Annotated in this window: 17 protein-coding genes; 10 read left to right on the forward strand and 7 right to left on the reverse strand. The window is 53.4% G+C overall.

Features of this window, described 5'->3' with window-relative positions; translation table 11 throughout:
- Positions 1-34: 34 nt before the first annotated feature.
- The 3 genes from efp to ACJJI8_RS07895 form a co-directional block, all read right to left on the reverse strand.
- Complete coding sequence (gene efp, locus ACJJI8_RS07885; protein WP_108731510.1) at positions 35-607, reverse strand: elongation factor P; 573 nt, start codon at positions 605-607, stop codon at positions 35-37.
- Between the two features lie 312 nt (positions 608-919).
- Entirely contained in the window at positions 920-1714 is a 795-nt protein-coding gene (locus tag ACJJI8_RS07890; protein ID WP_444911975.1) for an aldolase, read from the reverse strand.
- A 202-nt stretch (positions 1715-1916) separates the two neighbouring features.
- The gene (locus ACJJI8_RS07895) at positions 1917-2627 is read right to left on the reverse strand and encodes an iron-containing redox enzyme family protein (protein ID WP_413664160.1); all 711 of its coding nucleotides are present in this window, start codon (positions 2625-2627) and stop codon (positions 1917-1919) included.
- A 1018-nt stretch (positions 2628-3645) separates the two neighbouring features.
- Here ACJJI8_RS07895 and epmB point away from each other — a divergent pair.
- Both epmB and ACJJI8_RS07905 read left to right on the forward strand, forming a co-directional pair.
- Positions 3646-4686, forward strand: a complete 1041-nt coding sequence (epmB, locus tag ACJJI8_RS07900; protein WP_444934731.1) for an EF-P beta-lysylation protein EpmB — start codon at positions 3646-3648, stop codon at positions 4684-4686.
- A gap of 380 nt (positions 4687-5066) precedes the next feature.
- Entirely contained in the window at positions 5067-7154 is a 2088-nt protein-coding gene (locus ACJJI8_RS07905; RefSeq protein WP_444934732.1) for a GGDEF/EAL domain-containing response regulator, read from the forward strand.
- A 69-nt stretch (positions 7155-7223) separates the two neighbouring features.
- On the opposite strand, the gene ACJJI8_RS07910 is transcribed toward ACJJI8_RS07905, so the two are convergent.
- Positions 7224-8885, reverse strand: a complete 1662-nt coding sequence (locus tag ACJJI8_RS07910) for an alkaline phosphatase D family protein (RefSeq protein WP_444934733.1) — start codon at positions 8883-8885, stop codon at positions 7224-7226.
- A gap of 311 nt (positions 8886-9196) precedes the next feature.
- Here ACJJI8_RS07910 and ACJJI8_RS07915 point away from each other — a divergent pair, with 311 nt between their 5' ends.
- The gene (locus ACJJI8_RS07915) at positions 9197-11140 is read left to right on the forward strand and encodes a M1 family metallopeptidase (RefSeq protein ID WP_444934734.1); all 1944 of its coding nucleotides are present in this window, start codon (positions 9197-9199) and stop codon (positions 11138-11140) included.
- 427 nt (positions 11141-11567) lie between these two features.
- Here ACJJI8_RS07915 and serB read toward each other — a convergent pair whose 3' ends face one another.
- A complete protein-coding gene (gene serB / locus ACJJI8_RS07920) occupies positions 11568-12677 on the reverse strand; it encodes a phosphoserine phosphatase SerB (RefSeq protein WP_444934735.1) in 1110 nt (369 codons plus the stop codon).
- A gap of 310 nt (positions 12678-12987) precedes the next feature.
- On the opposite strand from serB, the gene ACJJI8_RS07925 reads away from it, so the two are divergent.
- From ACJJI8_RS07925 to ACJJI8_RS07955, 7 genes are all read left to right on the forward strand, one after another.
- Positions 12988-14100: a hypothetical protein gene (locus ACJJI8_RS07925; protein WP_444895379.1), complete on the forward strand. Its 1113-nt coding sequence runs from the start codon at positions 12988-12990 to the stop codon at positions 14098-14100.
- Between the two features lie 98 nt (positions 14101-14198).
- Positions 14199-14615 carry a MerR family transcriptional regulator gene (locus tag ACJJI8_RS07930; RefSeq protein ID WP_444911985.1) on the forward strand — a complete coding sequence of 139 codons (417 nt, stop codon included), beginning with the start codon at positions 14199-14201 and terminating at the stop codon, positions 14613-14615.
- A gap of 110 nt (positions 14616-14725) precedes the next feature.
- A complete protein-coding gene (locus ACJJI8_RS07935; RefSeq protein WP_444895377.1) occupies positions 14726-15895 on the forward strand; it encodes an isovaleryl-CoA dehydrogenase in 1170 nt (389 codons plus the stop codon).
- A 118-nt stretch (positions 15896-16013) separates the two neighbouring features.
- On the forward strand, positions 16014-17621 hold the full coding sequence (locus ACJJI8_RS07940) for a carboxyl transferase domain-containing protein (protein ID WP_444914918.1): 1608 nt from the start codon (positions 16014-16016) through the stop codon (positions 17619-17621).
- 72 nt (positions 17622-17693) lie between these two features.
- Entirely contained in the window at positions 17694-18491 is a 798-nt protein-coding gene (locus tag ACJJI8_RS07945) for an enoyl-CoA hydratase/isomerase family protein (protein ID WP_282934596.1), read from the forward strand.
- Between the two features lie 5 nt (positions 18492-18496).
- Positions 18497-20497, forward strand: coding sequence for an acetyl/propionyl/methylcrotonyl-CoA carboxylase subunit alpha (locus ACJJI8_RS07950; protein ID WP_444934736.1), 2001 nt, complete (start codon positions 18497-18499; stop codon positions 20495-20497).
- Positions 20497-21396, forward strand: a complete 900-nt coding sequence (locus tag ACJJI8_RS07955; protein WP_444934737.1) for a hydroxymethylglutaryl-CoA lyase — start codon at positions 20497-20499, stop codon at positions 21394-21396. The genes ACJJI8_RS07950 and ACJJI8_RS07955 overlap by 1 nt, the downstream gene beginning before the upstream one ends.
- 50 nt (positions 21397-21446) lie before the next feature.
- On the opposite strand, the gene ACJJI8_RS07960 is transcribed toward ACJJI8_RS07955, so the two are convergent.
- The gene (locus ACJJI8_RS07960) at positions 21447-21815 is read right to left on the reverse strand and encodes a hypothetical protein (RefSeq protein ID WP_444934738.1); all 369 of its coding nucleotides are present in this window, start codon (positions 21813-21815) and stop codon (positions 21447-21449) included.
- Positions 21816-21938: 123 nt separating this feature from the next.
- Entirely contained in the window at positions 21939-22265 is a 327-nt protein-coding gene (locus ACJJI8_RS07965) for a hypothetical protein (protein ID WP_444934739.1), read from the reverse strand.
- Positions 22266-22414: the final 149 nt, after the last annotated feature.

Genomic DNA, 22414 nt, shown 5'->3' on the forward strand with positions numbered 1-22414 from the left:
GAGCGGCCGTAGGCCGCTCGAGGGGAGGAGGTACTTAGTCTTCCTTGGCACGGCCCAGGTATTCGGCGGTGCGGGTGTCTACCTTGATGGTTTCACCGATTTCCAGGAACAGAGGAACCTTCACAACGGCGCCGGTAGCCAAAGTGGCCGGCTTGGTGCCGCCCTGGGCGGTGTCTCCGCGCAGGCCCGGATCGGTATCGGTAATTTCCAGGATTACGTGGTTGGGTGGAGTAACTGCCAGCGGAGAGCCGTTGTACAGGGTTACAGTGCAGATATCCTGCTCTTTGAGCCATTTTGAAGCATCGCCCACAGCATCGCTGCTGGCTTGGTGCTGTTCAAAAGTCTCGGGCTCCATGAAATGGTAAAACTCGCCATCGTTGTACAAGTATTCCATTTCGCGATCCATCACGTCCGCAGCTTCCAGGCTTTCACCGGAGCGGAAGGTGCGCTCCCATACGCGACCGGTTTTCAGGTTGCGAAGCTTCACGCGGTTGAACGCCTGGCCCTTACCAGGTTTGACGAATTCGTTTTCCACGATTGAGCAGGGGTCGCCGTCCAGCATCACCTTGAGGCCGCCCTTGAATTCGTTAGTGGAGTAACTAGCCATAGCAAATAGAGCCCTTTAAGTCATTTATCTATATGATTTTTAACGAGTTTTTTGTTTCTAGCCGATTCCGGCCAAGGCTGGGCTAACGCCCTCCGCTTCCGCCACAAATGGTAGCCGCAGGTAACTCGTCTGGCTGGGGAAAAGAGACTTCACCGCCAGCCCTGCATGATGGAGCGGGATTATACAGGAGGGTGGGAGCTTGAACGAATACCAGAGAGAAATGGAGGGGAGGCGTTCCGGTTGTTATCGCCAAACTGTAATTATTGGGACAGCCGGCAGTGCAATGGGCTTTAGCCCATTGCACAAAAGCACTTAACTTAATGGGTCGTCCCCGCCGCCATAACCTTTTCTCTGCATGCGGCGCACAAAGTAAGCAAAAGTCGCTTGCGTGCGTTTTTCCTGGAGAATCCAGTCGTGGGCTTCGCGGCCCAGTTCGGGATCAATATCCTGGATGGTGCCGGCTGATTCAGCCAATATTTGCAGTTTGGCAGCGCGCTCGCACTGAACCGCCATTACACAGGCTTCCTCTACAGAGCGACAGGCCATAATCAGGCCGTGGTGTCCCAGTAGGATTGCACGCTTGTCCCCAATAGCGGCGGAAATCAGCTCGCCCTCGCTGTTACCCACGGGTACACCCGGCCAGTCTTTGAGGAAGGCAATATCCTCATACAACATGCAGGCGTCCATATGGGAAATCTTTAGCGGGCGCTCCAGCATGGAAAGTGCACATACGTGCATGGGGTGGGTATGCACGATGCAGTTCACATCGGGGCGCGCCCGGTAGATCCAGGAGTGAAAGCGGTTGGCCGGATTGGCCATGCCCTCTCCGGACAGTACTTCGAGGTCTTCGTTGACTTCCAATAAGTTGGATGAGGTAATTTCATCGAAGCCGAGGCCCAGGCGTTGAGTGTAATAAGTACCGGGTTTTTCCGCGCGGGCGGTAATTTGCCCAGCCAGGCCGGAGTCGTGGCCATCGTTAAATAAAATTCGGCAAGTCAGCGCAAGCTTTTCTCTCAGAGACCACTCGGGGGTGCTGAGGTGCTGTTTCATTGCTTCACTGGCTCGTTCAACCAGTTCGTTTTTTGCCAGTGATAGTGTTTCAGCCATTGTTATCTCCAATTCTCACAGCAAGTCATATTAATTCTGCGATATTTAATAAATTTTCCTTTTTTATTTTCTTATCGCAGAATAATTTTTAAAAACCTAACTCAAAATGATTCGATCTCTGTCGAATTTATGTTGGTGGCATTTCCCTATGCCCGTGCTTTCTCCAACAACACCTGTGAGTGGGTTGATAAGTGCTTGCTCATTAAGCTGTAACAGCTTCAACTTTTTTATGTTTAGTGGAGTGGTAGGCGGTTTCAATAGAATCGAAAAATTGTAAGCGGGCCTCTACAAGGTGGCGCCCGGCTTCGAGCATTATGTCCAGTTGGCTGGGATCCTTGGAGCCGATATCTACCATAATATCGCGAATGGTTTCTGCATGGCCGTCATCACATTCAATATGCAGCAGGAAAAATTGCATTTCTGCATCGGTTACGCCGCAAGAGCGGAATCCGGCAACAATATCTGTATATAAATCGGGTACCAGGGCTTCGGCTCCCAGGCATAGGGCGCCCAATCCTGCACTGGCCCTGAGGTCCCGGCAGTTTTTGAACATGGTATCGATCAGGTGTTGAGTGCCTGGTAAAACTTCTGCGTTTTCCAGGGTCAAACCAAAATGCTCGAGGGTTTCGCGATAGATTTCTGCGTGGGGTTTGGGGCTGTCTGGTTCCAGGCCCAGCTCTTCCATTAGATTTTCGGCAAGCTCCAGGACTTCGTGGTTACTCGGGAGGTTTGCCATCATTGCACAGAGATATCTAACAAAAAATCCACTGTAGATCCCTTGTTGAACCAAAAATATTTTTAATTCGTCCAGCGTAATGGAGCCTTCACGGCAACGCTTCAAGAAAGGATGTGCGCGAGTTTGCTCAATCAGTAGGTCTTTATTGGCTTCAAGCAATTCAAGCTGCATTTCCATTAGGTAATTCCTTTTTGTAATTCTAAACTTACTGTTTGAACACCTTTTAGGTGTTTTATTTATTTCTTGATAGTGTCCGCCTTTGGCGGGGTCGACAAAATGGTTTTTCTTTGCCGGCGTTTAAATTAACACCGAATTATCCCTGTTGTGAATAAGGGAATTATGAATTTTTTGATATTTGTTGATGGTTTTTGGAAGATGTTTTTTCTAGTGATAAAAATTTTATTAATAAATAATTTTTGCTTTGCTTTATCCTTGTTGGATTTATCAAAGAAAATGTTTTTTTGCTCCCTGAATTCACTGTGGAAATGTCGACTGTGTAGGTTTTCTTTATTGCAGCGGAGTGTTTTGTGGGGTAGGGGTTTTTATTGGTAGGTAGAGTGAATACTTGCTTCGCCGATAATGAGTCTATTCCTAAATTCAGGTAAAGAAGAGTTAAGGAGCCTCTGAATAACTCCATGATACCTCTGGCATGCAGAGCGGTTCACAATCAAGGCGCGGCTTCGCAGGAATGTCTAGACCTTTCAAGTAGTCGCAACGCGGAGTGTGAATCGCTCTGCAAGCCCCGAAGGGCGAGCCTTGAAGGCCACAGCTGCTGCGTTGCAGCTCTTGCAAAGGGCTACGGCCATTCGCGGCGAGCTGCGCCTAACATCTGCAGCCTTCAAGACCCGCAGAGGCATTACGGAGTTATTTAGAGGCTCCTTAAGGCTCTGGCTGCTTAAAGATACAGTCCAACTATCCGATATTTTTCCATAGAAGATTGGTGAAGATTTTTTGATTATGTTTATAGGGTTTCTGCAAAAATAAATTCAGTTTATGTAATTACCCTAGGGAATCGATTTGAGGGTTCAACTAACTCACTAGATAGGGTCTGAAACAGATGCCATTTCTCTAATGGGTTTGTGCGAATTCCCATGTCTACCTGGTCACGGCACCCTTTGTGGGGCATCACTGTCAGTGGTGGCGGGAGATTGCAGTGGGGGATCTGATACAATCTCTTATTTTGTAGTGTATCTCCATGATGGCGTCATCATCGGCCCCCGGTATAGAGCTTATCGACACACAGGAATCCCGCTGCTGGCAGGATGAGTTGTCTGATCTGGTCACTGATCCGGCAGAGTTGATTCAATTACTACAGCTAGACCCGCGTAAGCTCCCCAAGGCCTTGCAAGCAGCTTCTGGCTTTTCCCTACGCGTGCCGCGCCCCTTTGTCCGGCGCATGCGTTGCGGCGATCCCGAAGACCCATTGTTGTTACAGGTTTTACCCGGTGCGGATGAGTTGAAGAAAGTGCCGGGATTTAGTGCAGACCCCCTTGAAGAGGCAGAGGCTAACCCTCTGCCTGGAGTTGTTCACAAATACCACGGGCGCCTACTACTGATCACTGCGGGCCAGTGTGCGGTCAATTGTCGTTACTGTTTCCGACGTGAATTCCCCTACGGCGACAACCACCTAACTCGCAGACAGAGCCTGGCAGCTCTTGACTACATTCGCGCGCGCACTGAGCTGCGCGAAGTGATTCTGAGCGGCGGTGATCCTTTGGTTATGAGTGACCGTCAACTGGCCTGGCTCACCGATGAGCTGGCCGAGATTCCCCATGTGGATAAGCTGCGAATTCACAGCCGCCTCCCGATAGTTGCTCCCAGCCGGGTAAACCAGAAAATGTTGGATTGGTTTACCGGTTCCCGCTTGAAGCCCGTGCTGGTGTTGCACTGCAACCACGCCAATGAAATTGATAGTGAGGTGCGAGAGTCTCTGCAAAAGTTGCGAAGCGCAGGGGTCACCCTGCTCAACCAAGCGGTGCTATTAAAAGGCGTCAATGATAGTCGCGAGGCGCTGGGTGCGTTGAGCGAATCCCTCTTTGCAGCAGGAGTACTTCCGTACTATTTGCATCAGCTGGACCGAGTAAATGGTGCCGCACATTTTGAAGTCTCTGATGCGAAAGCGCTGGAGCTAATCGAACATCTCCGCCAGCAGTTACCCGGTTATCTGGTACCAAAACTGGTGCGTGAAATCCCCGGCGTCCCATCAAAATCCCCGATAGTTGCTGAACATAGCTAAACCTCAGCTGATAGCTGTATGGGTTATCTTTGTGTATTCGACAGGGATTTTCATAAAGAGAGATAGGTTGGACGAATAAATACCGCCAAATTGATCTAGGCTAACCCCGTAACGCCAGTGCCAGATATAGTTGTCCGGTCGACCTATTCAGCAGCTGCTATTTCGCTTTATAGCGCTGTATCCAGGGGCTTCTTAGGTTGGGAAAGTTTGATTAGCGGCTGTGGTTTCGCAAATGGGAAAGGTGGAAGCTTTTGTAGGGGGTGTTGTGTGATTTAGATCACAGGTACCAGTTTGATCTACCCTTGTATGCCATCCTTGACGCCCCCTAAAATTACCGCCAGCGGTAGCTGTGTGCCGCCATTAAAAAAATAGAGCAAATAATGAGTAGCAACGACACAATACGACTTCTCCTGATTCACGATACCCCGTCGGAAGCCCAGCGCCTTGTGAGTATGCTGCACAACGCAGGCCGTCCCAACCGAGCACAGCATGTGGCCAGCGAGGCTGTGTTTAACCGCCTGCTCCAGGATAAAACCTGGGATTTAGTGATCGCGGCTGAAAGCAGTACTCAGGTGCCCCCCTCAGTGGCGTTGCGCACCATCAGCAAGCTGCAAAAAGATGTTCCGGTAATTATGCTGACCGAGCGCACCGGTGCCCAACCCGTGGTGGAAGGTTTGAAGCTCGGAGCCCGCGATGTTGTAGTGGTGGATGAAGACCAACACCTTCTCTTTGTGATACAGCGGGAGCTAGGGGCGCTCGCCAATCGCCGTCAGGCTCGCCTACACGACCGCCGCTATCACGCGACCCTTAACCGTGCCAAGGAGCTACTCGATAGCTCCAAAGATGCCATCGCTTATATATCTGATGGCTTGATCGTCTACGCCAATGACTCCCTTGCAGAGCGCTTTGGTTACGACTCTGGCGAGGACATCGAATACCAGCCACTGATTGATATGCTGGCTGAAAATGAGCAGGAAGCGGGGCGTGAATTCCTCAAAAGCTGCGCTATCGACAGCAATGAGCTGGAGGCGAAAGAGTGGAAATTTACCGCTAAGACCGCCTCTGGCGAATCTCTGCCCACTCGCGCAGAAGTACTCAGTACCACCTACGACGATGAGCGCTGTCTGCAGGTGCGTATTGCCTCGCGCCGGGGTGATACGGAGCAATTGGAAGCGCAGCTCAGCGATATCAAGAACCGCGATCCGCTGACCGGGCTTTTCAATCGTCAGCACTTCTTGCAGGTATTGGATTCCAGCATCAAATCTGCAGCGGACTCCCACAATACCGGCGGTCTGATGCTGATTGAAGTGGATCGCTTTGAAGATGAAGTGTTAAAAGTTGTTGGGGTGGCCGGTGCCGATGCTCTGCAAAAAGGCATGGCGGAATTACTCAAATCCTGCCAACGCAGTGGCGATACCCTGGCCCGGTACAGTGAAGATGCCTTCTGCCTGCTCAGCCCGAATACAACTCCGGACAGCATTGAGCAACGCGCGCAGGATATATTGAAGAAGATTTCCGATACCATCTTCGATGCAGATGGCAAAACCCTGCAAATTACTGCCTCTATCGGTATTTCCCTGATGAGTGAGGCCTCCAGCGGTGCGCAACAGGTGCTGGACCAAGCGCTATCTGCTCACAAGCAGGCCTTGGGTGAAGAGAAGAAAGGTGGGAATTTTGCGCTCTACGAGCCGGATACTGAAGGTGGTGCCGACGCCGATACCTACCACCGTGCACGGGTGGTACAAGCGCTGGAAGCTGGCAGTCTGAAGTTGCTCTACCAGCCAATCCTCAGTTTGCAGGGAACTGGCGAGCAGCTGTACGAAGTATTGGTGCGTATGCTCGATGATAAGGAAGAGCTGGCGCCGCTGGCCTTCCTGCAGGAACTCGGCGATGCGGGACTGTCGGCGAAAATGGATCGCTGGGTAATTATTACCGCGATCAAGGCCGCCGCAGCCGCCAGGGCTGAGGGTAAGAATATTTCTTTGATGCTGCATATCACCACTGCTTCACTGGTGGACAGCAGCTTACCCGGTTGGCTGGGGGTTGCCTTCAAAGCTGCCAAGGTTGCGCCGGGAACGGTGATCTTCCAGTTGCGTCAGGAGGATATCAACAGCAACCTGCACGCGGCCCGGGACTTTACCACTCAGGTCCAGCAATTGGGTTGTCGCGTTTCGGTCTGTCATTTCGGCACCGGGCTCAATCCGTTCAAGGCTCTTGAGCATGTGAAAGTGGATATCGCCAAGATCGATCCCTCCTTCGTGCGCGAGGTCCAGGATGAAGGCGAGAGCAGTGACTCCCTGGCAGGATTGGTACAGCGCTTGGGTGAGGCGGATACCAAGGTGATAGTGCCCCATATTGAGCAGGCCAGTATGCTGCCGACTTTGTGGCAGACCGGTACTGATTATATTCAGGGGTACTATGTGCAGGCGCCGGCGGAGGATATGAACTTCGATTTCAGTCTCGAATAATTTCTCTCTGTAAGCTTTTAAAAAAACCGCACCGCCTTAACAGGGGTGCGGTTTTTTATTGCCTGCAAATCAGACGTTGTAGCGGCTGCGTAGGGCGGCGATGGTATTGCGCGCCAGGGCGCCGTACTGCGGTGCCGGTGCCGGTACCAACTCATCAGCTGTGCTTTCACTCCAGGCACGCTGGATATGGTTCTGCCCCGCTTCCTGCTTATAAATCCTTGCCAGGCTGGCGTTGTAATTCTGACTGGTGACTGTATCCACGTGATACCAGTGGGCCTTGGCGCGGGAGTGGGAAACATCCATCAATAGGTAACCGCGCTGGGTGATCTCCACCCACTTGAGGTGTGGTATTAACCCGTCCATAGCAATCGCTGCAACATCCGTCAGGTGGGATTTGTCCAGGAAGCTGGAGGTTACTCCGGGGGTGACAAATTCTCCGCCGAGGGCGCCGCGCCCGGTCAGGCGCCCGTATTTCAAAATACTGAAAGGATTGCTGGCCAGGTCCCAGGCCCAGGAGCTGTGGATATCTCCAGTGAGGACGACAAAATTGTCGATATTATTGTCGGCAATGTGGTCGAACAGGCGCTCGCGGGATGCGGTGTAACCATCCCACTGGTCCATATTCACAGACAAATCCCGAGCCAGGGTGAGTTGCGCCATCATTACTTGTTGCCCTAATACCCGCCAGCGTACGCCATCCGACTGGGACTGGGTCAGGCTACTGTGCAGCCATTGTTCCTGCTGGGTACCGAGGATGCTGCGCTCCGGGTCGTCGGCGGTCTGCTGATCGAACCAGTTGGCCTGCTCGGAGCGCGCGGCGATGCGGGTATCCAGCATCATCAGGTCCATCAGATTGCCGAAGCGGAAGCTGCGGTAGATGGCCCTGTCACCAAATAGATCAAAGATGCCGTTATCGCGGATGGGCATCCACTCGAAGTAGGCCTGGTTGGCTACCGAGCGGCGTACAAACCAGTCGCCCTCGCCATCTTGGACATTGTGGTTCTCAGCACCGCCAGCCCATGCGTTGTTAGTGGTTTCATGGTCGTCCCAGACACAGATAAACGGGTGTTGGCGGTGTACTTCCTGTAAATCCGGGTCGGAGCGGTATTGGGCGTAGCGCAGGCGGTAATCCTGGATATCCACCATTTCCTTGGCGGGGATTGGCTCTCGCCCCAGGCCCGTGCCGGTACCGTAGCCACCGGGTCCGTACTCGTAAATGTAATCCCCCAGGTGCAGCACCACATCCAGGTCTGCACGCAGGGCAATTTCCCGGTAAACATTGAAATAACCCATGGGATAGTTGGAGCAGCTGGTCACCGCAAAGCGCAGCTTATCCACATGGCCGATGGGCAGTGTGCGGGTGCGGCCTATGGGCGAGTCGATACCGTTAGAGTAGAAGCGGTAATAGTAACTGGTGCCGGGTTGCAGACCACTGGCATCCACTTTGATGGTGTAGTCCACATCGGGCCCGGTAATACCGCTGCCGCTATTGACCACCATGGCCATTTCCGGGTCCAGGGCGATCTGCCAGGTGTAGGGCACCATGGACTGGAATTCCGGATCGGCGGATGGGGTGATACGGGTCCAGAGAATTACGCGATCTGCCAGGGGGTCACCGCTGGCCACGCCGTGCTGGAAGGGCTCCTGGCCGGAACCGTAGGCTTTCAGTAGGGGCAGGGCCGCCAGGCTTGCGCCGGAAAATTGTAAAAACCGCCTCCGGGACAGAGACATGGGGTTCTCCTTATAGTGCTTGTTATAAAAGAACCGCAGTCTGAATCTTGAAAGTGAACGATGTATTAATTCACGGTCAGTATTTTTCTTCCCTTGCTGCTATTAGTCATGAAATTCGTCCTAAGGCGAGGAAACTGAGACATTAATCTGGTTTATTGGCAAAATGCGGCATGACCGTCGGTACCCGTGGCTCGAGCGGGGGATCGGTGTGCCCGCTTACGGTGGGTGCAGAGTCCCCTATCGTTTCTCATCTGCGCTCTGTCAGGTATCCTGTGGCGCAAATTGAAAAGCTGAACTCAGGGAGTAGACCCATGTTGCCCCGTTTACTGTGTACCAGTCTGATCGTTGGCGGCCTTGCCGTTGCCGGTGGCTGTTCCAAGTCGGAGCCTTCCAAGGCCGAATTAGACAGTGCGAGCGCGCCGATGAAGGCGTCCGCTGTGATCGAGAAGAAGCCGGGTGTTGAAAAAGCGCCCCAGTCCGGAGTGGATTACCACTCTTTTGCCAACAGCAATGATTACCAGGTTCAGCACCTGGATCTGGACCTGACTGTCGACTTCTCCCGCAAGGTTCTTGAAGGTGAAGCCAAGTTGGACTTCAAGCGTCTCAACGATAAGAACCTGCCGATGGTACTGGATACCCGCGAACTGGAAGTGGTTTCTGTATCCGCTAATGGCGCGCCAGTAAAATTCTCCATGGGCGAGAAAGACAGTCACCTGGGCACTCCGCTGAATATTGAGCTGCCGAAAGATGCCGACAGCATTACTATCCGCTACCGTACAGCGCCGGGCGCCTCTGGCGTTCAGTGGCTGGAGCCTCAGCAGACTGCGGGTAAAAAGCATCCGTTCCTGTTTACCCAGGCCCAGGCGATTCACGCGCGCAGCTTTATTCCACTGCAGGACTCCCCGAAAGTTCGCATCACTTACAACGCCACTGTACGCACTCCGAAAGAACTGCGCGCAGTCATGAGTGCGAACAATGACCCGCAGTCGGCCAAAGATGGCGTCTACGAATTTGAAATGCCCCAGCGCATTCCCTCCTACCTGATTGCCCTGGCGGTTGGTGACCTGAAGTTCAAGCCCATGGGCGAGCGCACTGGTGTCTACGCTGAGCCCTCCATGCTGGAATCTGCAGCGGCGGAATTTGCCGATACCGAATCCATGCTGGAAGTGACTGAAAAGGCGTATGGTCCCTACCACTGGGATCGTTACGATCTGCTGATTCTGCCGCCTAGCTTCCCCTTCGGTGGTATGGAAAACCCGCGCCTTAGCTTTATCACTCCGACGGTGATCGCCGGCGATAAAAGCTTGGTAGCCCTGATTGCCCACGAGCTGGCCCACTCCTGGTCCGGCAATCTGGTAACCAATGCCAGTTGGCGAGACCTTTGGCTGAATGAAGGTTTCACCACCTACCTGACTAACCGCATTATGCAGTTCGTCTACGGTGATGAGCGCTACCAGATGGAAATGGCCCTGGGCTATGACGACCTGCAAGCGGATCTGGCTGATAAAGAACCCCGCGATGAGATTATGGCGATCGACCTGCGCGGACGTGACCCCGATGAAGTCTTCTCCAATATTCCCTACGAGAAAGGCTCCCTGTTCCTGTATGAGCTGGAGCAGAAAGTAGGTCGCGAAGAGTTTGACCGCTTTCTGATGGAGTACTTCAACCACTTCTCCTTCCAGAGCATCACCACCGAGGACTTCGTTAAGTATCTAGACAAGACCCTGTTGGTTGAGCACGCCGACAAGCTGGACCGCGATCGCATCCTTCAGTGGATCTTCGATCCGGGTATTCCCGAAGGTGCGCCGCATCCGCAATCCGATGCCTTCACTAAATTGGATCCAGTGCGTCAACAGTGGTTGGACGGCAAACTGGCGGCGAAGGATATCGATACCAAAGGTTGGACTTTCCACCAGTGGAAGTACTTCCTCGATGGTATGCCGGAGAAACTGACGGAAGCGCAGTTGAAGGAATTGGACGGCGCCTTTGGCCTGACCGAATCGCGCAATAACGAAGTGGCTTTCAGCTGGCTGATGATCGCAGTGCGCAACGACTACGAGCCGGCCTTCGAGCGCCTTGAGAATTTCCTCACCAGTATCGGCCGCAACAAGTTCCTGCGCCCGCTATATCGCAATATGGTTGAGACTGGTAAAAAAGACGTGGCTGCACGCATTTTTGAGCGCGCCAAGGTGGGTTATCACCCGCTGACGGTAAAAGTAAATAGCCTGGTTATTTACGGTAAAAAAGAGAGTTAATCGCTCTCTTTTCCCAGTTGTCGCAATTCCCATAGGTCAATATGCGAGTTGCGGCAACTCTCCCCTTTCTTTTTCCCTTCCACTTTGGCTAATGCTAAAGTTTGCTCCACAAAATATTTTTTATGGGCATTCTTTCAGTTTGTTTTTATAGCTAAGTCAACTGGTACGATAGCGTGATTAATACGCCAGATTTCTGGCATAAAAATCATTAAACGGCTGTTCAAATGGATTGCCTTTGCGTACTCTGCTGCCCAGAGATTTTACTCAGGAAGGGAGGCACCTATGTATAAACGGGCTTTACTAATAGTCGTCCTGGGGCTTTTTCTTGCCAGTTGTGGGCAGAAACCCGGGCCCAGTGCTTGCACGGATCACAACAAGCGGCCCAGTTTCCCTTTTCCTCACGCGATGCTTTAAGAGCTAAGCCGGGTTATACCCCGAGCTTGGCAATTTGTTGGTCATTGAGACCAAATAAGTAGAGGGCGGCGTCCAGGCCAAACAGATTGATGGCCTGGGGGGCCTGTAGCCTCACCTTGGGCTTGGGGTGAATGGCGATACCCAGTTCCCCTAAATTCAACATGGGAATATCGTTGGCGCCGTCACCCATAGCGACCACACTTTCCAGCGCCAAACCTAAGCTTCCGGCAATTTCCTGCAGTAACTTGCGTTTGCGATCGCCATCAATAATGGGCTCCACCACTTCGCCGGTGAGGGCCCCTTCGGAAAATGTCAGTTCATTGGCATGGATATAATCCAGGGGCAGGCGCTCTCGCTGCAGGAATTTCGCGAAGTAGGTAAAGCCGCCGGAAAGCAGTGCCGTTTTACAGCCCAGCGCGCGCAAGGCCGCCAGCAAATCATAGGCCCCTTCTTTTAACGGCAATTCCCGGGCAATTTCTGCCAAACGCTGCTCGGAAAAACCTTTTAGCAGGGCCATTCGCCGTTTAAAACTCTCGCAGAAGTCTATGTCCCCGGCCATGGCAGATTGGGTGATAGCGGCAACCTGATCACCGATACCAGTAATTTTTGCCAGCTCGTCAATGACTTCAGCATCAATCAGGGTTGAATCCATATCAAAGCCCGCCAGCTTTGGCACCCTCTGGGTAACAGAAGCCTGGATTGTTAGGTCTACTCCCAACTCATCGGCCACTCCAAGGCAGGCCAGGCGCGCGCTGTCAAAATCGAGGTCGCCATCAATTTGGAAGCGGATAACGGTGCGATCGTGTCTTTGTGCCAAAGTATCAGCGGTGAATAGGCTCCACTGTTGTTCATCAAAAAATCGCAGAAGGTATTGGAGTTGGGATAGGGAGGCAGAGGGGCTCAGCAGGGTGATACACCAAATGGCTTCAAGTGCACTCGGTTCTTCGGGGGGCGGGGTAAAGTCCGTAGCCTCACCGGGAAAAGGGGCTACACCGGAATACTCCAGGCCGAGCTTGGCGACTTGATCTCGATAGCTCAGGTAGCGCAGGGTGCCACTTCCTGAAGCCTGGGAAATCTGTTTCAGGGAGAGGTGGAATTCCTGTGAATTTATTTGATCACCCATAAGCTCTGTCCCGATTGAATTAAATGTCCGGCGCATTATAGCTCTTATGAGATTCTTCGCTAAAATTGCCGGGCTTTAATTTCATTGATTGCCGGTCAGCAGGGTTTTTAATGGGCTCAGTTCGAATGGGGAGTAAAATTCCTTTTCGAATTGTGCGAGTTGAATTGAACTATTTCGCCATCTGCTTTACCAATCGCTCAGGAATTAATTGGGTATGCACAATTTTGGTGCCTACCGTTAAAATGCTCGCTGCTCCAAAACAGCTGGGGCAATAGTAAAAAAACAATACGCAAGATGTCTGCCGCCGTTTATGTCAGTTTCCATTGTATCTATTCTTCGCAAAATACCGGCTCAATTAGCACAGTTGTCCAAACGCGCCCGCCAGCGTTTATTGGCACTGGTTATCTGGCTAACACTGGCAATATTCTGTGCGGCGGCACTGGGGCATTTTTATGGTCAGCAGCGCACCGGCCAGATAGAGCGAGACAGAGTTACCGCGAAGGCGGCAGCAACTATTCTCGCGGGGCAGAGCCTGGAGAGTATTGTGGCCGGGGATCGTATCAGCTTACAGCTGATCGCTCGCCAACTGCTGGAGCTTCCAATGGTTTCTGGCATTTTAATTGAGGATGTGGAATCGAATTCCCTGGCCGAAGTGGGGGACCTGAAAGAGGGGGAGACGATCACCGAGCCAGTGGTCCTGCACGATAGTATTGCCGGCAATATTACCGTAGCGTTTGAGCCCGGTAATTCCGTTACCTTCCCTTGGGCCAGCTTGTTGCTGACCCTCGTTTTTGCCCTGCCATTTAGTGCAGCTGCGGCCCTGCTTACCGGTAGCTTGTCCCGGGAGCGCAAATTGCCCGCACAAGTTACTGAGTCTGCTCAAGCTGTAGCTGAAGTTACCGAGCCCAGCGTTGGGCTTTATCTTCGCCCCCTCAACTGGGCGCAGTTGGGCAACCAGTTAAGTCGCAGCGCCCTGGAGGGTTTGCAGCGGGAGCTAGATGGACGTATGCGTTTGCTGCAGCGCATATACGGTGCCACCCCCCTGAGTTGCGCTGGGCCACAGATCGGCCTGGATTTCTCTGGAACTGATGCGGCCTTCCGCGCAGTCTGCTGTGGTTTATTGCTGCGGGAGATGCAGAGCGTTAGCCGTGCGACCGGTTTGAAGCTGGCTCTGGCGGTAGTCCCATCCCAGCCACAGAGTCCGGATTTCTGTGCCGATCAGCTACTCAACCAGTCCCGTGGCTTGTTTTTGCACCCGGAACTTCTTGAGGACAGTTCCCTGGTGGGGCGAATTGAGCACCACGGTGCCGGTTGGGCATTGGAGGTGACCGGCCTAACCCCTTCCTATCAAAAACTTCTCAACAATCAGTTGCAACAGCTGCTCGGCGCTGAGTCTACTCCCCACAGGACCCCCGTAGGCTAAGTGACTGGAAGTGCCTTAGGGTTCTTTTTTGGCGCGTGCTTTACGTTTACGTTAACGTAAACTCTTGCTAGGCTTGATGGCATCTTGAGGAAGTCGTTATGAAAGCAGAAGCAAGCCAAATGGAGCCCCATAGTTACAGCATTTCCGAGCTGGCGCGGGAGTTCGATATCACTACTCGCGCCATCCGCTTCTATGAGGACAAGGGCCTGCTCAATCCGGAGCGTCGCGGCCAGACTCGCGTCTATAGTCCCGAAGAGCGTGTGCGCCTAAAGCTGATTCTGCGCGGAAAGCGGCTGGGATTCTCCCTGGATGAGAGCCGCGAAATTATCGATATGTACGACCCGGCCCACGGCAATGTGGAGCAGTTGCACCGTCTATTGGAGCGCATCGCGCAAAAGCGTCTGCAGTTACAACAGCAACTGCGGGATATCGAAAGCCTGATGGAAGAGTTGGATGAAGCTGAATCCAGGGCCCGTGAGTCCCTGGCGCAAAGCGATGACAGCAGCGTTTCCTAAACAGATTTCGGCACTGTGCCAAGAGTGGCGCAGTTGCCTCATGTGGTATTGAACAGCCGCCAAGGCGGTTATTTGAATTAAAGACATTTTTAAATATCAGTGGAGCCGTTATGAACACCTCCTACCCAACCCTGAATTTCGGTCTCGGTGAAGACATCGATATGCTCCGTGACATGGTTTACAAGTTCTGCCAGGCGGAGCTGGCCCCGCGCGCGGCGCAGATTGATGAAGACAATCTGTTTCCTGCGGATATGTGGAAAAAGTTTGGCGAGCTGGGTCTGCTGGGCATGACCGTGGAAGAGGAGTTCGGCGGTTCCAATATGGGTTACCTGGCACACGCTGTGGCCATGGAAGAGATTTCCCGCGCCTCTGCTTCTGTAGGCTTGTCCTACGGTGCCCACTCCAACCTGTGCGTAAACCAGATCCGTAAAAATGGTACCCGCGAGCAGAAGCTCAAGTACCTGCCCAAGCTGTGTTCCGGTGAACATGTAGGCGCCTTGGCCATGAGTGAACCCAACTCCGGTTCCGACGTGGTAAGTCTGCAACTGCGCGCCGAGAAGCGCGGTGATCGCTTTGTTTTGAACGGCAATAAAATGTGGATCACCAACGGTCCCGATGCCGATACCTATGTGATCTACGCTCGCACTGAGCCGGGCATCAGCTCCGGTGGTATCACTGCATTTATCGTTGAGCGCGGTTTCGCCGGCTTCTCCCAGGCGCAAAAGCTCGACAAGCTGGGCATGCGCGGTTCCAACACCTGTGAGCTGGTGTTCGAAGACTGTGAAGTGCCGGAAGAAAATATCCTCGGTGAACTGAACGGCGGTGTACGCGTATTGATGAGCGGTCTCGACTACGAGCGCACGATTCTCTCTGGAGGCCCTGTAGGAATTATGCAGGCCTGCCTGGATGTGGTGGTTCCCTATATTCACGAGCGCAAGCAGTTCGGCAAGGCCATCGGTGAATTCCAGCTGATGCAGGGCAAGATCGCCGATATGTACGCTGACCTGAATGCCAGCCGCTCTTACCTGTACGCTGTGGCCCGGGCTTGTGATCGCGGTGAGGACTCGCGCAAGGACGCCGCCGCTGTAATCCTGTTTACTGCGGAGCGCGCAACACAGATGGCCCTGCAGGCTATCCAGACACTGGGCGGCAATGGCTACATCAACGAGTACGCCACTGGTCGTCTGCTGCGCGATGCCAAGCTCTACGAAATCGGCGCGGGCACTTCTGAAGTGCGCCGTATGCTGATTGGTCGCGAGCTGTTTAAAGAGACCCGCTAAGGCTGGGCATTTCTTCTCGCCGCCGGCGCCTGCCGGCGGCAGCTGTCTCCAGCCGGGCACTGCGGCAATAAGCTGCGCCCTGTGGAGGTCTTTTCTCCGGGAAAGTGAATCGGACTTTATGAATCAGTTGCAGAGCAAAATAAACACGCGCGATACCGCCTTTGGCGAAAACCGCGAGCAGATGCAGGCGCTGGTGGCAGACCTGCGCGAGAAAGTGGAAGCCATCGCCCAGGGCGGCGGCGAGCGCGCAAGGGAAAAACACCTGGCGCGAGGAAAATTATTGCCACGGGACCGTATCGATGCGCTGCTCGATCCGGGTAGCCCTTTTATGGAATTTTCCCAGCTGGCCGCTCACGAGGTGTACGGTGAGGATGTTCCGGCCGCGGGTATTATTACCGGTATTGGCACCGTTTCCGGTCAGCCCTGTGTGATAGTGGCTAACGATGCCACTGTAAAAGGTGGAACCTATTATCCCCTCACAGTAAAAAAACACCTGCGCGCGCAGACCATCGCCGAGCTGAACAATCTGCCGTGCATTTACCTGGTGGATTCCGGTGGTGCTAATTTGCCGCGCCAGGACGACGTTTTCCCAGACCGTGAGCACTTCGGTCGCATCTTCTTTAACCAAGCCAATCTCTCTGCACAGAATATTCCGCAGATCGCGGTGGTTATGGGTAGCTGCACCGCCGGTGGAGCCTATGTGCCGGCTATGGCAGACGAATCCATTATGGTGAAAGAGCAGGCCACCATCTTCCTGGCGGGCCCGCCCCTGGTGAAAGCGGCCACCGGTGAAGAAGTTTCTGCTGAGGAACTCGGCGGTGCCGAGGTGCACTGTCGCACTTCCGGGGTTTCCGATCACTACGCCAATAATGATGTACACGCCCTGCAGTTAGCGCGCCGCTCTGTAGCTCGCCTGAACCGTATCAAAAATCCTGGCCTGGATATCCAAAAGCCTGTGGAGCCGATTTATCCACCGGAAGACATTTACGGCGTGGTGCCCAAAGATTCGCGCCAGCCGTTTGACGTGCGCGAGATTATCGCGCGGGTTGTGGACGGATCTGAGTTCGATGAATTTAAAGCGTTGTACGGCACCACCCTGGTAACCGGTTTTGCCCGTATCCAGGGCTATCCGGTGGGAATTGTTGCCAATAACGGCATCCTGTTTGCGGAGAGTGCGCAGAAGGGCGCGCACTTTATTGAGTTGTGTGCGCAGCGCAAGATCCCGCTGGTGTTCCTGCAAAATATCACCGGCTTTATGGTGGGCAAGCAGTACGAGGCGGGCGGTATCGCCAAACACGGCGCCAAGATGGTGACCGCTGTCGCTACCGCCAAGGTGCCCAAAATTACCATCCTTATCGGCGGCTCTTTCGGCGCCGGTAACTACGGTATGTGTGGCCGCGCCTACGATCCCAACTTCCTGTTTATGTGGCCCAATGCGCGCATTTCGGTTATGGGGGGGGAACAAGCTGCTGGCGTATTGGCCCAGGTGAAGCGCGACCAGATGGCCGCCCGGGGTGAATCCTGGAGCGAAGAGGAAGAGCGCCAGTTTAAGCAGCCGATTGTGGATAACTACGAACACCAGGGGCACCCATACTACGCCTCCGCGCGCTTGTGGGATGACGGCGTTATCGATCCGGCGGATACCCGCCGCGTGCTCGGTCTGTGTCTGGCGGCGGCCAGCCACAAGGAACCGGAAGAGACCAAGTTCGGCGTGTTCCGCATGTAAGGAACCGTGGTTGCGGCGCCAGCGAAATGTTCCGGTGCCGCTTGTGATAGACGCCCCAATCGAGGAATTACAATGAGCGATAAATTGCTGTGCGAAGTGGATAGCGAGGGCGTGGCCACGGTCACCCTGAACCGGCCGGAAATCCACAACGCTTTTGATGATGAACTGATCCACGAGCTGGCCACCACCTTTGACACCCTGGCGCAAAACCCCGCTGTACGTGTGTTGGTACTGGCCTCCAATGGCAAGAGCTTTTCTGCCGGAGCCGACCTCAACTGGATGAAGCGCATGGCGACTTATTCAGAAGAGGAAAACCGCCGCGACGCAGCTGCGCTCGCCGCCATGCTGTACAAGCTCGACACTTTTCCTGCGCCCACCATTGCGCGAGTACAGGGCGCCGCTTTTGGCGGAGCCGTGGGCCTGGTGAGCTGTTGCGATATGGCCGTGGCCTCTGAGCGCGCCAGCTTCTGTTTGTCCGAAGTCAAAATCGGGTTGCTGCCCGCCACCATCAGTCCCTATGTCATCAATGCTATCGGCACTCGCCATGCGCGTCGTTACTTTGTCACAGCGGAACGTTTCCCCGCTGAACGCGCGGAACAGATCGGTTTGGTATCCGAAGTCTGTGCCGAGGCTGATCTGGACCTGCATGTGCAGAAATTAGTGAATGCCATTGCCGACAATGGCCCCAAGGCAGTCGCCATGGCCAAGCAACTGGCTATGTCCATGTCCAACCGGGTTATCAATGATGAATTGCAGGGCCAGACCAGCGCGCTGATCGCTGCCGTGCGTGTGTCGCCGGAAGGACAGGAAGGGTTGAGTGCGTTTTTGGAAAAGCGTGCACCCAGTTGGATGAATGGTAGCGAAGGGTAATTTTTATGATTCGCAAACTGTTAATAGCTAATCGCGGCGAAATTGCCTGTCGCATTATCAAGACCGCGCGCCGCCTGGGGGTGGCTACTGTCGCCGTTTATTCCGATGTGGATGCCGACGCTCTGCATGTGCAGATGGCGGACGAAGCGGTGCACCTGGGTCCCGCCCCGGCCAGGGATTCGTATCTGGATATCGACAAAGTATTGGGTGCTGCCAAGCAGACTGGTGCCGATGCCATCCATCCGGGTTATGGCTTCCTGTCGGAAAACGCGGAGTTTTGCCGCGCCTGCGATAGCAACGGCATTATTTTTGTCGGCCCACCCACCGGCGCGATTGAGGCGATGGGCTCCAAGTCCGCAGCCAAGCGTATTATGGAAGAGGCCAATGTGCCCCTGGTGCCCGGTTACCATGGCACCAATCAAAATGAAGAGCTGTTGGAAGGCCATGCCAATCGCATCGGTTACCCGGTATTGCTGAAAGCTGCTGCCGGCGGCGGTGGTAAGGGCATGCGCCGTGTCGACAGTGCCGATGAATTCCACGAAGCTCTGGCCGCTGCCAAGCGTGAGGCCATGAATGCCTTTGGCGACGACATTATGTTGCTAGAGCGCTATGTGGTGAGTCCCCGCCATGTGGAAATCCAGGTGTTCTGTGATCAGCAGGGCAATGGTGTCTACCTGTTTGAACGGGATTGCTCGGTGCAGCGCCGCCACCAAAAAGTAGTGGAAGAAGCTCCCGCACCGGGCATGACTCCGGAGCTGCGCGCCCGCATGGGTGAAGCAGCCCTGCGCGCGGCCCACGCGATTGGTTACGTGGGTGCCGGCACGGTGGAATTCCTGCTGGATGCCAGCGGTGCCTTCTACTTTATGGAAATGAATACCCGCCTGCAGGTGGAGCACCCGGTTACGGAAATGATCACCGACCAGGATCTGGTGGCCTGGCAGCTGTCAGTTGCCGCTGGCGATACCCTGCCCATGAGCCAGGATGAGCTGCAGATCAACGGCCACGCCATGGAAGTGCGCATCTACGCCGAAGACCCGGACAATGATTTCCTGCCGGCAACCGGCGTGTTGGTGCGCCACCAGCCCCCGGCGGAAGGCGAGGGTGTGCGGGTGGATACCGGTGTGCAGACTGGCGATGAAATCAGCGTGCATTACGACCCGATGATCGCCAAATTGATCTGCCACGGCCGCACCCGCAAAGAAGCCCTGGCCAAATTGGATCGCGCCCTGCGTGATTATCAGATTGCCGGTGTGCGCCACAATATCGAATTCCTGCGCCGAGTGATCAATCACCAGGCATTTGCCAGCGGTTGTATTTCGACGCACTTTATCGAGGACTACGAGGCGGAAGTACTGCATCAGGAGCAGGCACTGACGCCGCTGAAATGCGCTGCTATTGCCGGTTATTTACAGCAGCGTGAAGAACGCGATCTACGCAATAGCGCACCGCAGCGGGATCCTTTCTCTCCTTGGCATAATGGCGATAACTGGCGCAATGCTCTGGCTGGCAGTCGCACCCAGACGGTGGACTACCGTGGCCAGCACGCTCAAATTCGCTTTGTTGCGGAAGGCGATAGCCTGCGCTGGACTTGCGATGCTTTGCCTGAGGAACAAAACAGCGGTGAGATTCGCCTTCTGCCGGGACGCGACTTGATGCTGGTGGATGGCCGTCGCATGAGTTTCTCTGCCGTGGATACCCGCGATGGCGGTGCCGTATTTATCGATGGCACTCAGGTGGAATTCAAGCTGTTGCCACCGGATATGGGCGAGAGCAATGACCAGGCCCACGGCCTCGATGCCCCCATGAACGGCACCATAATTTCGCTGCTGGTTGAGGCCGGCTCTACGGTGGAAAAAGACCAGCCGCTACTGGTAATGGAAGCCATGAAAATGGAACACACCCTGCGGGCTCCAGCCGCTGGCACCGTGCAGCAGTTCTTCTGTGCCGAAGGTGAACTAGTGGATGGCGGTAGTCTGCTGGTGGATTTTGCCGGGGAGGAGCAATAATGACTTTGCCCAAACAGGTCAAAATCGTCGAAGTGGGCCCCCGCGATGGGCTGCAAAATGAAAAGCAGCCTATCTCTGTGGAGACCCGTATCGCTCTGGTGGACAAGCTCAGTGCCAGTGGGCTGTCGGTTATTGAAGCCGGCAGTTTTGTCAGCCCCAAGTGGGTACCGCAAATGGCCGCCAGCGAGGAAGTGCTGGCGGGTATCCAGCGCAAAGACGGTGTTATCTACAGCGCGCTCACGCCAAACTTAAAAGGTTATGAGCGCGCAGTGGAAGCCAAAGCAGATGAGGTCGCCGTATTCGGCGCGGCCTCGGAAGCCTTCACCCAGAAAAATATTAATTGCAGTATCGCTGAGAGTCTTGAGCGCTTCCGTCCACTGGTGGAAAAAGCCAAGCAAGACGGCATACCCGTTCGCGGATACGTATCCTGTGTACTTGGTTGCCCCTATGAAGGCGATATTGATCCGGCCAAAGTGGCAGAAGTTAGTGCCGCTCTACTGGAAATGGGTTGCTACGAAATTTCCCTCGGCGACACCATAGGTGTCGGCACCCCGGAATCCGCCAAGCGTATGCTGGAGCAGGTAATGACCCGCGTGCCTGTGGAAAAACTTGCGGTGCATTTCCACGATACCTACGGCCAGGCGTTGGCCAATATCTACGCGGCCTTACAAATGGGGGTCGCAGTAGTAGATTCCGCCGTAGCCGGCCTGGGCGGCTGCCCCTATGCCCGTGGCGCTTCCGGTAATGTTGCCAGTGAGGATGTACTTTATATGCTCAATGGCATGGGTATTGAAACCGGCGTGGATTTACAGTTGCTGGCAGAGGCTGGGAACTTTATTTCTGAACAGCTGGGAAGGGAGACCAACTCCCGTGTGGCTAAGGCTTTGATGCCCTGCTGAGGAATTTCTGGGGCGGTTAGAGCACCGCCCTGAAACTACAAACTTGAAGATCAGATATCTACCCGATAAATCAGAGGGTGGTTATTTCCGTTACCCTCTCTGCAACCCTCTACTCCAAAACCTACGGTATTAGATTTAGCAAAATATGCAGCCATAAGTGATGAAAATTGCTCTTTAGTGTCATTATTGTCTGTTCCATCATTGTGATCGAACTCTATGACTACATGGTTACTTGACCCAGATGAGCAGTCTTCCCCTAATTCGTCGCCGCTAGCATCTGGTGAGAATTTAATTACTGCATAATATTTATAGGTAGTAATGCCTTCGATAGTTTTATTAGGCTCAATGGTACTTGATGCAAAACTGGTGCTGGATAGTAGCGCGAGTAGTAGTCCGGAGAATAAATTTTTCATTTTCATAAAAACTAATATTTTTTGGTTCTCTGTAAATAGGATGGAAACTATTAAGTGGTTTTTCTATTCTGTGATGTTGCTTGTGCAAGTAACGTTATTTCTAATAATAGAATGGTCATCGGCAGCGGCTTATTTGTCAGAGTAAATCATTATATAATTTATGTTGGCTAGTCCAGCTTCATTACAATTTGTACCACTTTCCATAACTTGTACAATTTTCCCTGCCATCAACGCAGCAAGAGCAGTGCTATGCTGGGCTTCATTTACTATGGTAATTCTATCTTGTGCATTTGTGTTCTCACACATAGAGTTAGTTATATCGGTATCAAGATATAAAACATTATAGTTCTCTCCAATGCCTTCGGCCTGGATCTTTGTTATTTTTGCTGTCCAAGCAGCAGAGAAAACATTTGCGGAGAATGCAAGTAATATAGTTGCAGTCAAAAATTTTTTCATCTGGATCTCTTGATTAGTTTTAATCAGAATGATTATATTTTGATTTGATGGTTTATATTTTAGTATAAAATAATTTTATGTTTTTGCATATAGTTTTCTCCTTTTTGAGATTTTTCTTGGTGGAACGTATGTCCAGATTTTGAGGGAGG

This window comes from Microbulbifer maximicatervae (SeqCode), from assembly GCF_052467695.1.

Excerpts from the sequence above, each read along its gene's own strand:
- efp (WP_108731510.1), bottom strand. The coding sequence starts at position 607 with ATGGCTAGTTACTCCACTAACGAATTCAAGGGCGGCCTCAAGGTGATG.
- ACJJI8_RS07890 (WP_444911975.1), bottom strand. The coding sequence starts at position 1,714 with ATGGCTGAAACACTATCACTGGCAAAAAACGAACTGGTTGAACGAGCC.
- ACJJI8_RS07895 (WP_413664160.1), bottom strand. The coding sequence starts at position 2,627 with ATGGAAATGCAGCTTGAATTGCTTGAAGCCAATAAAGACCTACTGATT.
- epmB (WP_444934731.1), top strand. The coding sequence starts at position 3,646 with ATGATGGCGTCATCATCGGCCCCCGGTATAGAGCTTATCGACACACAG.
- ACJJI8_RS07905 (WP_444934732.1), top strand. The coding sequence starts at position 5,067 with ATGAGTAGCAACGACACAATACGACTTCTCCTGATTCACGATACCCCG.
- ACJJI8_RS07910 (WP_444934733.1), bottom strand. The coding sequence starts at position 8,885 with ATGTCTCTGTCCCGGAGGCGGTTTTTACAATTTTCCGGCGCAAGCCTG.
- ACJJI8_RS07915 (WP_444934734.1), top strand. The coding sequence starts at position 9,197 with ATGTTGCCCCGTTTACTGTGTACCAGTCTGATCGTTGGCGGCCTTGCC.
- serB (WP_444934735.1), bottom strand. The coding sequence starts at position 12,677 with ATGGGTGATCAAATAAATTCACAGGAATTCCACCTCTCCCTGAAACAG.
- ACJJI8_RS07925 (WP_444895379.1), top strand. The coding sequence starts at position 12,988 with ATGTCAGTTTCCATTGTATCTATTCTTCGCAAAATACCGGCTCAATTA.
- ACJJI8_RS07930 (WP_444911985.1), top strand. The coding sequence starts at position 14,199 with ATGAAAGCAGAAGCAAGCCAAATGGAGCCCCATAGTTACAGCATTTCC.
- ACJJI8_RS07935 (WP_444895377.1), top strand. The coding sequence starts at position 14,726 with ATGAACACCTCCTACCCAACCCTGAATTTCGGTCTCGGTGAAGACATC.
- ACJJI8_RS07940 (WP_444914918.1), top strand. The coding sequence starts at position 16,014 with ATGAATCAGTTGCAGAGCAAAATAAACACGCGCGATACCGCCTTTGGC.
- ACJJI8_RS07945 (WP_282934596.1), top strand. The coding sequence starts at position 17,694 with ATGAGCGATAAATTGCTGTGCGAAGTGGATAGCGAGGGCGTGGCCACG.
- ACJJI8_RS07950 (WP_444934736.1), top strand. The coding sequence starts at position 18,497 with ATGATTCGCAAACTGTTAATAGCTAATCGCGGCGAAATTGCCTGTCGC.
- ACJJI8_RS07955 (WP_444934737.1), top strand. The coding sequence starts at position 20,497 with ATGACTTTGCCCAAACAGGTCAAAATCGTCGAAGTGGGCCCCCGCGAT.
- ACJJI8_RS07960 (WP_444934738.1), bottom strand. The coding sequence starts at position 21,815 with ATGAAAATGAAAAATTTATTCTCCGGACTACTACTCGCGCTACTATCC.
- ACJJI8_RS07965 (WP_444934739.1), bottom strand. The coding sequence starts at position 22,265 with ATGAAAAAATTTTTGACTGCAACTATATTACTTGCATTCTCCGCAAAT.